This window comes from Baekduia sp. (genome assembly GCF_035996765.1).
In the GTDB taxonomy this organism is placed as follows: Bacteria; Actinomycetota; Thermoleophilia; order Solirubrobacterales; family Solirubrobacteraceae; genus Baekduia.
Genome location: NZ_DASYJG010000080.1, coordinates 17826 through 31263, shown reverse-complemented (window position 1 = coordinate 31263; position 13438 = coordinate 17826). Strand labels below are relative to the sequence as shown.

The 13438-nt window shown below is 70.3% G+C and carries 11 protein-coding genes; 5 read left to right on the top strand and 6 right to left on the bottom strand.

Going from position 1 to position 13438, the window contains the following annotated elements; all coding sequences use genetic code 11:
- Both VGO10_RS17820 and VGO10_RS17815 read right to left on the bottom strand, forming a co-directional pair.
- Positions 1-1571, bottom strand: a 1571-nt coding sequence (locus VGO10_RS17820) for an acyl-CoA mutase large subunit family protein (RefSeq protein ID WP_327470871.1), incomplete at its 3' end; no start/stop codon positions are given.
- A gap of 42 nt (positions 1572-1613) precedes the next feature.
- On the bottom strand, positions 1614-3341 hold the full coding sequence (locus tag VGO10_RS17815) for a hypothetical protein (protein ID WP_327470869.1): 1728 nt from the start codon (positions 3339-3341) through the stop codon (positions 1614-1616).
- Positions 3342-3421: 80 nt separating this feature from the next.
- Between VGO10_RS17815 and VGO10_RS17810 the strand changes: the two genes are divergently transcribed.
- From VGO10_RS17810 to VGO10_RS17795, 4 genes are all read left to right on the top strand, one after another.
- A complete protein-coding gene (locus tag VGO10_RS17810; protein WP_327470867.1) occupies positions 3422-4582 on the top strand; it encodes a molybdenum cofactor biosynthesis protein MoaE in 1161 nt (386 codons plus the stop codon).
- A 66-nt stretch (positions 4583-4648) separates the two neighbouring features.
- Positions 4649-6307, top strand: a complete 1659-nt coding sequence (locus VGO10_RS17805) for a bifunctional metallophosphatase/5'-nucleotidase (RefSeq protein WP_327470865.1) — start codon at positions 4649-4651, stop codon at positions 6305-6307.
- A gap of 87 nt (positions 6308-6394) precedes the next feature.
- The gene (locus tag VGO10_RS17800) at positions 6395-7342 is read left to right on the top strand and encodes a UDP-glucuronic acid decarboxylase family protein (protein ID WP_327470862.1); all 948 of its coding nucleotides are present in this window, start codon (positions 6395-6397) and stop codon (positions 7340-7342) included.
- A 97-nt stretch (positions 7343-7439) separates the two neighbouring features.
- A complete protein-coding gene (locus VGO10_RS17795) occupies positions 7440-8954 on the top strand; it encodes a sugar transferase (protein WP_327470860.1) in 1515 nt (504 codons plus the stop codon).
- Here the strand turns inward: VGO10_RS17795 and VGO10_RS17790 are convergent.
- The 3 genes from VGO10_RS17790 to VGO10_RS17780 all read right to left on the bottom strand — a co-directional run bounded on the left by VGO10_RS17790 (position 8951) and on the right by VGO10_RS17780 (position 11072).
- A complete protein-coding gene (locus VGO10_RS17790) occupies positions 8951-9298 on the bottom strand; it encodes a hypothetical protein (RefSeq protein ID WP_327470858.1) in 348 nt (115 codons plus the stop codon). The two genes, VGO10_RS17795 and VGO10_RS17790, sit on opposite strands and share 4 nt — an antisense overlap.
- 10 nt (positions 9299-9308) lie before the next feature.
- Positions 9309-10529 carry an iron uptake transporter deferrochelatase/peroxidase subunit gene (gene efeB, locus VGO10_RS17785; protein WP_327470856.1) on the bottom strand — a complete coding sequence of 407 codons (1221 nt, stop codon included), beginning with the start codon at positions 10527-10529 and terminating at the stop codon, positions 9309-9311.
- Between the two features lie 63 nt (positions 10530-10592).
- Positions 10593-11072, bottom strand: coding sequence for a DUF2269 family protein (locus VGO10_RS17780; protein ID WP_327470854.1), 480 nt, complete (start codon positions 11070-11072; stop codon positions 10593-10595).
- 106 nt (positions 11073-11178) lie between these two features.
- On the opposite strand from VGO10_RS17780, the gene VGO10_RS17775 reads away from it, so the two are divergent.
- Positions 11179-11763 carry a TetR/AcrR family transcriptional regulator gene (locus VGO10_RS17775; protein WP_327470852.1) on the top strand — a complete coding sequence of 195 codons (585 nt, stop codon included), beginning with the start codon at positions 11179-11181 and terminating at the stop codon, positions 11761-11763.
- Positions 11764-12358: 595 nt separating this feature from the next.
- On the opposite strand, the gene VGO10_RS17770 is transcribed toward VGO10_RS17775, so the two are convergent.
- Entirely contained in the window at positions 12359-13435 is a 1077-nt protein-coding gene (locus VGO10_RS17770; RefSeq protein WP_327470850.1) for a glycosyltransferase family 4 protein, read from the bottom strand.
- Between the last annotated feature and the right edge of the window lie 3 nt (positions 13436-13438).

Sequence of the window (13438 nt, the reverse complement as noted above, 5' to 3'; positions counted from 1 at the left end):
ACCTCGCCGATCGACGCGCGGTCCTTGAGGGCGGCGCGAATGGGTGGGAGGAGGTTGTCGCTCCCTTCGGCCGCCTCACGCAACTCCTGCAGGCGCGTGTCCGTGAGCGCCTGGTCGCGGCCGGCCTTGAACGCCTTCAGGCGCTCGAGCTGCTCGCGCTCGGACTCCGGGTCGACCGACAGGATCTCCTCGACCTCGGCGCTGTCCTCGACGTAGTCGTTGACGCCGACCACGATGTCCTGATTGAGGCGGTAGCGCTCGTGGTAGCCGAAGGCCGACTCCTCGATCTCGGTCTTGATGAACGCGATCGCGTTGACCGAGCCGCCCTGCTCGTCGACCTTCTCGATCAGCGCCCAGGCGCGCTTCTCGATCTCCGCCGTCAGCGACTCGACGTAGTAGGAGCCGGCGAACGGGTCGACCGTGTCGGTCGCGCCGGATTCGTGCGCGATCACCTGCTGGGTGCGCAGCGCGAGCTTGGCGGCGCGCTCGGACGGGAGCGCGAGCGCCTCGTCATAGCCGTTGGTGTGCAGCGACTGCGTGCCGCCGCAGACGGCGGCGAAGCCCTGCAGCGCCACGCGCACGACGTTGTTGAGCGGCTGCTGGGCGGTCAGCGTGACGCCGCCGGTCTGCGTGTGGAAGCGCAGCATCTGCGACTTGGGGTTCTTGGCCCCGAAGCGGTCGCGCATGATGTGCGCCCACATCCGCCGGGCGGCGCGGAACTTCGCGACCTCCTGGAAGACGTTGTTATGGCCGTTGAAGAAGAAGGCCAGGCGCGGGGCGAAGTCGTCGACCGCGAGGCCGGCGTCGACGGCCGCCTGCACGTAGGCGATGCCGCTGCTCAACGTGAACGCGACCTCCTGGACGGCGCTGCAGCCCTTCTCGCGGAAGTGATAGCCCGAGATCGAGACCGTGTTCCACTTCGGGATGTTCTCCTTGCAGTAGGCGAACAGGTCGGTCGTCAGGCGCATCGTCGGCACCGGCGGGTAGATGTAGTTGCCGCGCGCGATGTACTCCTTGAGCACGTCGTTCTGGGTGGTGCCGCGCAACTGCACCGACGGCACGCCCTGCTCCTCGCCGACCAGTTCGTAGAGCAACATCAGCACGGCGGCGGGGGCGTTGATCGTCATCGACGTCGACACCTGGTCGAGCGGGATGCCGTCGAACGCGGTGCGCATGTCGTCGATCGTGTCGATCGCGACGCCGGTGCGGCCGACCTCGCCGAGACAGCGCGGGTTGTCGGAGTCCAGGCCGAGCTGCGTGGGCAGGTCGAAGGCCATGCTCAACCCGGTACCGCCCTTGGACAGCAGGTAGCGGTAGCGCTCGTTGGACTCCTTGGCGCTCGCGTAGCCCGCGTACTGGCGCATCGTCCAGAACTGCTTGCGGTACATCTCGCGGTGCGGCCCGCGGATGTAGGGGAACTCGCCGGGCTCGCCGAGCTCCAAGTTGGCCGGAACGTCGTCGGCCGTGTAGAGGTTCTTGACCTCGATGCCGGAGTCGGTGAAGCGCCTGGGGTCGTCCGGGCCCACGATGGGCGCGACCGTCAAGCGCTCCTCTGCAGGAGTCGTCGCCATGCCCTGAAGGTTACGGCGACGACCCCTGCAGTGGCGCTGTGCCTAGGAACAGACCTTGATCTTCGAGCTGATCGACTTGGTCGGCGACTTGCCCTTGGTCACCTTGACGTAGGCCCGCGCCTTGACGGTGATCGTCGAGCCGGCCTTGGTGCCGGCCTTGACCTTCAGCGTCTGCGTGAACGGCGCCTTCTTGTCGATCTTCACGCGCTTGGAGCCGATGTAGAAGTCCGCGCGGCGGACCTTGACGAACTTGTTGCCCTTGCGCTTCTGCTTCTTCCAGGTGAGCGTGACCTTGAAGGTCGAGCCGGCCTTGACGCAAGAGTTCGGCACGCCGAAGCTGATCTTTGCGCCAGGCACCGAGGCGGTCGTGGTCTTGACCGGGTTGACCGGCGGCGGCGCCTTGACCACGGGCGGCGCGGTGACGTTGACGGTCAGGCTCGCGGTCGCGGCGTTGCCGGCGAGGTCCTTGAAGCTCACCGACACGAGGTAGAAGCCCGGTGACGGGAACGTGAGCGTCGCCGGGTTGCCGGACGCGGCCGGGACGCCCGTCGCGCTCCACGCGAAGCCCGCCGGGTCGATGCCGCTGCCGCTGCCGCCCGCGTTGTCGGCGACGTTGGCGGTGTAGGTCGCCGGGGTGCCGGCGACCACGGTCGTCGCGCCGGTCACGGTGCCCGCTGGGGCGACGATGTCGGGGATCGTCGTGGCTTGGCTGGTGGTCAGCAGGCGGCCGCCGCGACCGCCGATGACGGCGTTCGTGGCGTCGAGCTTGTCGGCCGCGAGCCAGTCGTTGGTCGCATCGGCGCCGTCGGCGCGCTGGAAGTACGCGTTGCGGCCGTCGTTGTCGACCAGGATCGCGCCGCCGTTGCCGACGGCCAGCGCCGAGCCGCCCGCGATCGCGACGTCGTTGAGGCCGCTCAGCGTGTCGCCGTCGCCGGCGAAGTAGTCCGGCCTGAGCGCCCAGCTGGCTCCGCCGTCCTCGGTGCGGCCGAACTGCAGGCTTCCGTCGCAGCGGTCGACGGTGAACGCGCGGTTGGGGTTGTCGAAATCCAGTGCGAGTTGCGGGTGATGGTCAAAGCAGTTGACGCCGCCGTCGAAATGCGGTGCCGAGGAGGCCAGCCCGTTGGAGGAGATGTAGATCGTGCCGAAGTCGTCGGCCACGAACCAGACCAGGTCGGAGCCCGGGAAGGCCTTGACGTCGGTGAGCGGATCGCCGTCGGTGCTGACGAAACACGTGCCGTCCGTCTGGCGGCTGACGTCGAGCCAGCTGGTGCCGCTGTTGGTGGTCTTGAGCACCACGCCGAGATCTGCGGGGATCGCGTAGGCCACGGTGTTGCTGGCCCACGACACGGCGTTGATATTGCCCACGGGCGTGAAGTCCCGTGTGGGGGATGGCGTGCCGAAGCAGGGGGTGGGTTGCGTGTAGCTCGTGGCGGCCAGCGACTTGACGGCCCAGGAGTCGCCACCGTTGGTGCTGACCAGCAGCCGGCCGTTGCTCGCGGCGGCCAGGCCGATGGTCCCGGCCGGGTTGAAGGCGATGTCGTTGATCGAGAACCCGGGGTTGGTGGACTTGACGGACCCGTTCTTGAGGATCTGCCCCGACGCCGTGCCGTAGACCAGCGTGCTCGCGTTGACCTGGTCGACGGCGGTGATGTTGGCGGTGGTGCCGGAGACGACCGGCGCCCAGATCCCGGCCGAAGCCGTTGCCGGGACGATGGCCAGGGCGCCGGCCGCGATGGCGGCGAGCCGGATGAGGTGGTGTTGGGCCTTCATGGCGCGCGAGCTTACGCGGCGCTCCGGCGACTTCTCGGGCAGACGTCCACCAGCGGCGCCCGCTCCCTACTGTTTGCTCGGTGAAGGTCAGCATCAGGCTCTTCGCCGGGCTGCGCGAGCGGGCAGGGCGTGACGAGCTGGAGCTCGAGCTGCCCGACGGGGCGCGGGTCGCCGATGCGCTGGCTGAGGTCCAGCACCTGGCGCCGGGCGTCTCTCTCGTGCTGGCCGTCAACCGCGAGTACGCCGATGCCGACGTCGTGCTGCAGGCCGGCGACGAGCTGGCGGTCGTCCCGCCGGTCAGCGGCGGCGCGGTCCTCGACGGCCCGCTGTCGCTCGAGGCGGTCGCAGCGCGGGTGCAGGACCCGCGGGCCGGCGCGGTCGTGACCTTCAGCGGCACCACGCGCGAGGTCGCGTTCCTGGACTACGAGGCCTACGTCGAGATGGCGGCGGCGCGGATCGACGCGATCGTCGCCGAGGCGGTCGAGCGTCATGGGCTTTGCCGGGCCGCAGCCGACCACCGCTACGGGCGCGTGCCGCTCGGTGAGGCGTCGGTCGTGGTGGCCGCCAGCGCGCCGCATCGCGGCGAGGCCTTCGCGGGCGCGCGCGAGATCATCGACCGGATCAAGGCGCAGGCGCCGATCTGGAAGCGTGAGGAGGGCGCGTGGAAGGAGGGGACGGTTCCGGCGCTGTCGTCGTCGCCCGCGGTCCTCGACGTTGCCGCGACGTCGCCCCCGGCGGTCGCGCCCACGATCCTCGACGTCGCCGTCGACGCGCGCCTCGAGCACGGCGCCCACGTCCTCGTCGTCCACGGTCAGGCCGAGGCCGAGGCGCGCGTCGGCTGGCTCGGCGGCCGCTTCCACCAGTTGCGCTGCGACGAGCCGCTGAAGGTCGTGAGCGGCGACATCCTGGAGATCCGGCGCCTGCGCGACGACGAGTTGCTCGGCGAGGCGACCGTCCTGGACGCTGACGCCGTCCGCCACGGACCGACCAACGACGCCCTCGTCCGCCTCGCGGCGCTCGAGCGTGGCGAGCAGCTCGGCGCCGACGCCGAGGTCGCGCCGCCGCCGCTGGACGCCGAGGCGCTCGCGCTCGAGCAGCGCTACGTCGCCGCCGGCGCGCAGCCGCCGCCCGACGCCGACCTCACGGCCAACGAGCGCGCCGCCCTCTTCGCGCTGCGCGAGGCCGGTCGCGTCGTCCTGCTCGAACGCGGCCGCCACGTCCACGTGGACTTCGCGGCCTAGCGTCCGGCCCCGGACGGTTCACGAGCCCGTCACGTTCGACCTGCGCCAGCTGGGAAAGGGAGGCGCGTGACTCGCATCCTTCTCGTCCTCCTCGCAGCGCTCGCCCTGACGGCTGCGCCCGCGCAGGCCCACCGCCACCACGGGCACGGTCCTGGCCATCACCACGGCCACCACCATCCGCCCAAGCCCCCGCGCACCGTCAACCTCCAGGTGCTCGGCGTCAACGACCTCCACGGCAACCTCGAGCCCACGCTCGTCTCCGGCCAGCCCGCCGGCGGCGTCGCGTTCCTCGGCTCCTACCTTGCCGCTGCCAAGGCCCAGGATCCCAAGGGCACGATCATCGCCCACGCGGGCGACACCGTCGGCGCCTCGCCGCTGATCTCATCCTGGTTTCACGACGAGCCCACGATCGAGGCCACCAACCTGATGGACTTCGACGTCGGCACGCTCGGCAACCACGAGTTCGACGAGGGCGCCACCGAGATGCTGCGCCTGATCCGCGGCGGCCACCGCGACGACGGCAAGCAGTTCAAGGACGGCGTCGACACGTCGGACCCGCACTTCCCCGGTGCGGACTATCCCTACGTGTCGGCCAACGTCACCTACGCCGACGGCGGCCGCTACGTCCTGCCGCCGTTCACCATCGTCAAGCGCGAGGGGATCCCGGTCGGGATCATCGGCGTCACGACGACCGAGACGCCGTCGATCGTCGTGCCCGACGCCGTCGCTCCCTTCACGTTCGGCGACCTCAGCGACGCGGTCAACAAGCAGGTCGCCGCGCTGCACCGCTTCGGCGTCCACACGATCGTCGTGCTCGCCCACGCGGGCGGCTTCCAGGATCCGGGCAAGGACCCCGCCGGCGAGATCCTCGACGAGACCAAGCAGATGGATCCCGACGTCGACCTCGTCGTCGCCGGCCACACCCACAGCTTCCTCAACACCAAGGTCCACAACGCGCTCGTCGTGCAGGCCTACAAGTACGGCACGGCCTTCGACAAGGTCACGCTGACGGTCGATCGCCGCACCCGCGATGTCACGGCATCGTCTGCCGACGTCGTGACGACCTACGACGCCGGCACCACCCCGGCGCCCGCGCTCGCCGATCTCGTCCAGACGTTCAAGGACCGCATCGCCCCGGTCGCGTCGCGCACGGTGGGCACCGCGGCGGCGCCCGCCACGCGCGACGCGACCGCGTCGGGCGAGAGCAGCCTCGGCGATCTGATCGCTGACGCTCAAGCCCATGAGACCGGCGCGCCGATCGCGCTGATGAACCCCGGTGGCATCCGCGCCGACCTCCAGGCCGGCCAGCTGACGTTCGCCGATCTGTTCGCCGTCCAGCCGTTCGACAACGGGCTGGTCTCGATGCAGCTCACCGGTGCGCAGCTCAAGGCCATCCTCGAGCAGCAGTTCCAGGACGCCGGCGACAAGATCCTGCAGGTCTCGGGGATCAAGGAGAGCTATGACCGCAGCCGCGCGGCGGGCGATCGCATCACGAGCCTGACGCTTGCCGACGGCACGGCCGTGGATCCGGCGGCGAGCTACGCCGTGGCCGCCAACAGCTTCCTGGCCACGGGCGGCGATGGCTTCACCGTGTTCAAGGACGGCACGGGCGTGACGTCGTTCGGCACCGACGTCGCCGCGTTCGAGCACTACGTCGAGGACCTGCCGCAGCCGTTCGCGATCCCGGACCCCGCGGCCGCCCCACGGATCACCCGCACCGGCTGACCGCCCGTCGAGCCTGGCCCGGGGGGCGGGGAGAACCCCGTCCTCGGGCTAGGTCGGCGCCACCGGGATCTGGCTACGCTCTGACCCATGGCTACCTGTCTGGTCACCGGCGGCGCCGGCTTCCTCGGCTCGCATCTGTGCGACGAGCTGCTGCGTCGCGGCAACCGCGTCATCTGCGTCGACAACCTCGAAACCGGAACGCTCACGAACATCGAGCACATCCGGGTCCCGGAGTTCACGCTCCTGCACAAGGACATCGTGGAGCCGTACTTCGTCGACGAGCCCGTCGACTTCGTCTACCACCTCGCCTCGCCGGCCTCCCCGATCGACTACCTGCGCCTGCCGCTGCAGACGCTGAAGGTCGGGTCGCACGGCACCCACCACACGCTTGGGCTGGCCAAGGCGCATCGCGCCCGCTTCCTGATCGCCTCGACCTCGGAGGTCTACGGCGACCCGCAGGTCCACCCGCAGCCCGAGAGCTACTGGGGCCACGTCAACCCGATCGGCCCGCGCGGCGTCTACGACGAGGCCAAGCGCTACGCCGAGGCGCTGACGATGGCTTACCACCGCCAGCAGGGCGTCGACACGGCGATCATCCGCATCTTCAACACCTACGGCCCGCGCATGCGCCCCAACGACGGCCGCGCGATCCCGACCTTCCTGCGCCAGGCGCTGACCAGCAAGCCGATCACGGTCTTCGGCGACGGCAGCCAGACCCGCTCGTTCACCTACGTCGACGACCTGATCCGGGGCATGATCGCCCTGCAGGAGTCCGGGTACCACGAGCCCGTCAACGTCGGCAACCCCAACGAGTTCACGCTGCTGGAACTCGCCGAGGCCGTCATCGACATCACCGGTTCCAGCTCGGAGATCGTCTACGAGGCGCTCCCGACTGACGACCCGAAGATCCGCCAGCCGAACATCGACCTGGCCAAGCAGATCCTCGGATGGGAGCCCACCGTGGCGCTGCGGGAAGGCCTGCAGCGCACGCTCGACGAGTCTGGCGTAGACGTGCTCGTCGGCGCCGCGCGATAGCGTCAAGGGTTCTGGGCCTCCTGGCCCAGTGCCCTGCAACGCCTTTCGCATGACAAACCCGCGACATCTGCCACCCTCACCCGTTGAGGAACGGAAGATGCCGAACGCGAACCCCGCAGATCTGGGGAGCGTGGACCTGCCACCGCTGGATGTGCCGCTGCCCGACCGGGACATGCGCTCCAAGCGACCGCCGGTCCTGAGCTTCCTGCTGCGGTGGTCGACCCTTCGGCGGGCCGCGCGTGTCCTCTCGCTGCTGGCGCTGGATCTCGGCGCGATCATCCTCGCGATCTTCACCGCCCTGTGTTTAAAGGCGGTGGTGCGCGATGCGTGGGATCCGCACGTCTCCTGGGAGCAGTCCAAGGACTACGTGCCGTTCGCGTTCCTGGTCGCCTCGCTGCTGTTCGCGCGCTCAGGGCTGTACGCGGAGCGCTCACAGCGCCCCGGCCTGACGCGGATCGTCGCCTCGCTGTTTCAGACGACGCTCGTGGCGCTGATCTTCGCTGTCGTCAACGGTGAGGAGTTCTCCAGCTACTACATCTTCTACGGCACGCTCTTCTTCTCGGTCGCCTACGTGTCGACCGCGCGCTTCGCCTACGAGCAGGCGACGGGCGCGCTGCTCAGCGCCGCCGGCTACAAGCGCCGCGCGATCCTCGTCGGCACCGGTGAGCAGATCGAGGCCGTCGCGCACGCGCTGCAGGCTTCTGGTGGACACAGCCCGGTCCAGGTCATCGGCTTCATCTCGCTGACGCCGCGGCCCGACAACGGCCTGCGCTCGCTGGGGCCGCTGGAGGAGATCGGTGACATCGTCTCCGCGCACAAGGCCGACGAGGTCATCATCGCCGACCCGGCCTTCCCCCAGCAGCAGGCCGTCGAGTTGGTTGACACCTGCCACCAGCGCGGCGTGGTCGTGCGGATCGCGCCATCGACGATGGAGATCCTGATCCATCGCGCGGAGTTCGTCCCGGGCCAGTCGGTGCCGCTCTTCGAGCTCAAGCCGCCGGTCTTCGACGGCATCGACTTCGCGATGAAGCGCACGTTCGACGTCGCGGTCTCCACGATCCTGCTGGTCGCGCTGAGCCCGCTGCTGGTGCTGACCGCCGCGGCCGTGCGGCTGACCTCGCGCGGGCCGATCTTCTACCAGTCGTGGCGCCCGGGCATCGGCGGCGTGCCGTTTCCGTGTCTGAAGTTCCGGACGATGTACCACGACGCCGATCGTCGGCAGGCCGAGCTGGAGGAGAGCAACGAGGCCTCGGGCGCGCTCTTCAAGATGCGCCACGATCCGCGCGTGACGAAGGTCGGCCGCCTGCTGCGGCGCTTCTCGCTCGACGAGCTACCACAGCTCATCAACGTCCTGCGCGGCCAGATGTCGCTCGTGGGTCCGCGCCCGCTGCCCCAGCGCGACTTCGACCGACTCGAGGACTGGCACAAGAAGCGCTACCTCGTGCTGCCCGGTATCACGGGCCTCTGGCAGGTCTCCGGCCGCTCGGACCTCGACTTCGACGACCTCGTGCGGCTCGACTTCCTCTACCTGGAGCGTTGGTCGGTCTTTCTCGACCTGACGATCTTGGTGAAGACCGTTCCCGCAGTTTTTACCCGCCGCGGCGCGTTCTAGGCCTGCGGCGAGCCGTCGGCCGCGTCGTCGCCCAGCAGCAATGCGGGGTGCGCATGCAGTGTCAGCGGGCCGTCGTATTCGATGGCGACATGGATGTGGAGGCCGGGGCGTAGGGGCTTGAGGCCCTTGGGGCCGATGCGGACGCGGACGAAGGTGCTGCCGCGGTCGACGGCGCCGGTGGTGCGGCCGAGGCGGACGCCGGCGCGGCTGATCGTCACGCGGACCGGCACGTTGGCGACGGCCAGCATCTCCACGTCGATCCCATGGGCGGCACGTTGCAGCGTCGCGGTCCGGAAGGCGAGCGGCGGGGGCGGTGCGGGCGGCGGCGGCTGCTGCCAGAGCACGCCGCCGATGCTAGATGCTGCGCAGCAGCGCGTCACCCACGAAGCCGCCCGGGCGGACACCCGGAGGGACGGCCCAGAGGCCGGAGCCGACGTGCTTGATGTACTCGTTGAGCGCGTCGTGGGAGCCGAGGCGGTTCTGCAGCGCGATGAACGCCTTGGGGTCGCGCATGTAGGCCAGGAAGAAGAGGCCGGCGTCGAGTTCTCCGAGCGACTCCAGGCCGTCGGTGAACGAGTAGCCGCGGCGCAGGATCGCGATGCCGTCGTTGGTCTCGGGATGGGCGAGGCGCACGTGGCTGTCGACGGGCAGCGTCTTGGGCTTGAGCGTCTGGAACTCGTCGGTGCCGCCGATCGGCGCGCCGAGCACCTTCGTGCGCCCGATCGTCTTTTCCTGGTCGCCGAGCGCCGCGCGGTCCCAGACCTCGATCAGCATCCGGATGCGGCGCGCGACGAGGTAGGAGCCGCCGCGCAGCCAGGCGGGCTCGTCGGCGCGGCTGCCGACCCAGACGTGGTCGGCCAGCGCCTTGGCGTCCTCGAGCTTGATGTTGGCCGTGCCGTCCTTGAAGCCCATGAGGTTGCGCGGCGTGGCCTGCGCGCGGCTCGTGGTCGAGGTGCGGCCGAAGCCGAGTTGCGACCAGCGGACGGTGACCAGGCCGCGGCCGATGCGCGCGAGGTTGCGGACGGCGTGGAAGGCGACCTGCGGATCGTTGGCGCAGGCCTGGACGGCCAGGTCGCCGTCGCTGTTGTCGCGGTCCAGCGCGTCGCCGGGCAGGTCGGGCAGCGGCGTGAGCGCCGCCGGCTTCTGGGGCGCGAGGCCGAAGCGCTCGTCGAAGAGCGACGGGCCGAAGCCGACGGTGACGGTCAGGTTGGCGGGCGTGAGGTCCAGCGCCTCGCCGGTGTCGTCGGGCGGGGCGAGCTGGGCGCCTGCAGCGCCGGTGCCGATCGGCTGGCCGCCGGCCATCGTGGCCGCGGCGGCCGTCCACTCCTTGAGCAGATCGCGGAGCTGGGTGGCGGTGGTGCCGTCGGTGACGTCGAAGGCGGCGAAGTGCAGGCGATCCTGGGCGGGCGTGGCGATGCCGGCCTGGTGCTCGCCGTGGAAGTCGACGATGTGGCTGTCGCCGCGGGGCGCGGAGTCGTCGCCCTCTTGACCGGCCGCGTAGCCGACGCCGGCAGCTGCGGCGACCGCGGCGGCGGCGCCGCTGGAGGCGAGAAGTGCGCGTCGGGTGAGGGCCATGGTGTTTGGGCGCCCTGATTAGGGCGCCCAAACATGCTAGCTCCTACGGTCTGCCGAGCACCGTCAGGGCTTGACCACCATGAAGAAGATCGCGACCAGGACGAGGGCGCCGAGGGTGGTCTCGGTCGCCAGGTAGATCCGGTAGACGCGGTCGTACTCGGCGCCGAAGACGACCGTTTCGCCGCCGGCATCAATGTCGGCGCGAGCCAGTTCGGAGAGCTCCTTGGTCCACTTCACGATGCCGCCACCGGCGATGGCGATGATCGCGATGATCGTCACGCCGACCATCACCCAGGACTCACCCCACAGGTGGTCCTTGGTGGCCATGTAGACGCCGAACGCGAACAGCGCGACGGTGCCCGGACCGGTGAGCGCGATGGACAGGCGGTGCTGGATGTCGTGCACGCCGGGCAGCGTGCGCGGGTGGTTGCGGCGCAGGTAGGGGATGACCAGCGGGTAGCCGAACGGCAGGCCGTAGGCGGCGAAGGCGGCCATGACGTGCAGGGCCTTGATCACCAGGTAGAACGTGACGGTGCCGGTCATGCGACGACCGGGCCGGAGGGGGTGTGACGACGACGGTTCTCAGACATCAGGATTGCTCCAAATTAGGTAGATCGCTCTAGCGGGACGCTAGCTATCCTGGACGCAGATGTCGACCCCCACCCGTCAGCGCATCGTCGAAGCCGGCGCCGAGCTCTTGCGCGTCAAGGGCTACACCGGGACGGGCGTCAAGGAGATCGTGGCTGCCGCCGAGGCGCCGTTCGGCTCGCTCTACCACCACTTTCCGGGCGGCAAGGAGCAACTCGGCGAGGCGGTGATCCGTTGGTCTGGCGCAATGTACGGCCAGCTCGGGCCGCTGATCTTCGACGCGGCGCCCGACGTCGTCACCGGCGTGCGGATGTTCTTCGCGGGTGCGGCCGAGCATTTGGAGGAGACCGGCTGGACCGACGCGTGCCCGATTGCGACGGTGGCGCTGGAGGTCGCGTCGACCAGTGAGCCGATGCGGCTGGCGACGGCCGAGGTGTTCACGTCGTGGATCGACGGGTTGGCGCCGCGGTTTGCGGCGGCGGGGTTGGACGATGAGCGTGCCCGTGAGCTGGCGATGGCGATGATTTGCGGGCTGGAGGGGGCGTTCGTGCTGGCGCGGGCGTGGCGGTCGCAGGAGCCGCTTCATGTTGCGGGGGAGGTTGTGGCGCGGGCGCTGGAGGAGGCGCTGGGCGCGGCGGTGGCGTGAGGGCGCTCGTTGTTCATGGCGGTCCGCGGTGCGGGCTTGCGTGGCGCACCCACGGCGCTCAGCGCGCGCCGTGGTCGGGGTGCGTTGTGGGGTTCGGCGGCACCGAGGGGAGTGAGCAGTAGTCGGGCCTCGGGGCGCCTGATGTCGTCCGCCGGCGCCTGGGCGCGGGTGGTTCGCGGCGCCTAGTGAGGTCCGGGGCGTTTCGTGGTGACCTATTCACCACCAGGCGACCCGGACCGACGCTTCGGACCCGAAACGCGGGTTCGGGTCGAGTTGACGTGGACTGTGCCGGTCAACTCGACCGGGACCGATCGCTCGGCCCCGGATCATGCCCAGTGGGCACGTTGCCCGGGAATAACCACGTCAACGTACCCGGGACCTCGCCACGAGCGTGGCGAATCGCCCACGACCCCGAGAATCCTCACGCGGAAGGCCGAGGGAGCCGCGAGCCCTGACCGCTCCTCACTCCTTCGCCGCCGCCAAACCACGCCGCGCACCCCGACCACGGTGCGCGCGGAGCGCCGCGGGTGCGCCACGCAAACCCCACCCGCGGACGGCCACCGACAAACGCGCCCTAAGTCCTAAGCCCTAAGTCCTAAGTCGCCGCCCCATCATGCAACCCACGCCGACGCTCCTCGGCCCGATTCCCCGGAAGCAACTCCATCAACAAGTCCTCGACCCGGTCGGCGTAGAGATCGGCGCCGAACCGCGCCGCGTGCTCGCGTGCCGCCGCGCCCATCGCCTCCCGCTGCTCCAGCACGCGCAACACCGCGACGGCCAAAGCAGCGGTGTCGCCCGGCTCGACGAGCGCGCCGGTCACGCCGTCCACGACGAGTTCGGGCAGGCCGTCGACGCGGGTGGCGACGACCGGCGTCCCGGCCGCCATCGCCTCGGCGACGACGGTCCCGAACGGCTCCTGACGCGAGGGCAGGACCAGCACGTCGAGGTGGCCGAGGATCCCGGCGGCCTCGGCGACGCGGCCGACGTGGTCGACGTTGGCCGACGCGCGCACGGCCGTTGCGTAGTCAGACTCCTCGTCCTCGTAAGGATCGTCGCCGACGATCACGACGCGCACATCCGGCCGCGCAGCACGGATCGCCGGCGCGGCCTTGACCAGATCGAGCGCGCCCTTGCGCGGGATCAGCCTGCCGACGAAGCCGACGACCGGGCCAGTCCCGCCGTTGCGCGCCGGCCACGGGGCAGGCACCGGCGCGGCGTCCAGTTCGACGGGACAGCCGATCACGTGCACGTCGAGGGGATCCAAACGGCCGCCGACGGCCTTGGAGTCGGCCAGCACCAGATCGGCGCCATGCCAGTGGCGCGGCACGCGCTCGACGATGTCATGGACGTGCAGGACCGTCGTGTGCCCGCGCAGCGCGGGCAGCAGCCGGCCGGCGACCGTGCCGTTGAGATAGGTGATGTCGGCGTCCTTGGAGAGCTTGCGCGCTCGTGGCCAGGAGGCGACCGCGCGGGCGCCGGCGCCCTGCTCCAGGCCCCCGACGGCCAGCGGCTCCCAGGGCCAGCCGGCGTCGGCCAGGGCCGGTGCCTCCGCGCTGCCCGGTGAGGTCAGCGCGATCTCCCAGCCACGTGCCTCCAGGCGGCGCAGGAGCCGCAGGAGCCCGATCTCGGGACCTCCCGGACGGTCGACCTGGCAGACGGCGAGGAGCCGCATTGG

Excerpts from the sequence above, each read along its gene's own strand:
- VGO10_RS17815 (WP_327470869.1), bottom strand. The coding sequence starts at position 3,341 with ATGAAGGCCCAACACCACCTCATCCGGCTCGCCGCCATCGCGGCCGGC.
- VGO10_RS17775 (WP_327470852.1), top strand. The coding sequence starts at position 11,179 with ATGTCGACCCCCACCCGTCAGCGCATCGTCGAAGCCGGCGCCGAGCTC.
- VGO10_RS17795 (WP_327470860.1), top strand. The coding sequence starts at position 7,440 with ATGCCGAACGCGAACCCCGCAGATCTGGGGAGCGTGGACCTGCCACCG.
- VGO10_RS17800 (WP_327470862.1), top strand. The coding sequence starts at position 6,395 with ATGGCTACCTGTCTGGTCACCGGCGGCGCCGGCTTCCTCGGCTCGCAT.
- VGO10_RS17780 (WP_327470854.1), bottom strand. The coding sequence starts at position 11,072 with ATGACCGGCACCGTCACGTTCTACCTGGTGATCAAGGCCCTGCACGTC.
- efeB (WP_327470856.1), bottom strand. The coding sequence starts at position 10,529 with ATGGCCCTCACCCGACGCGCACTTCTCGCCTCCAGCGGCGCCGCCGCC.
- VGO10_RS17770 (WP_327470850.1), bottom strand. The coding sequence starts at position 13,435 with ATGCGGCTCCTCGCCGTCTGCCAGGTCGACCGTCCGGGAGGTCCCGAG.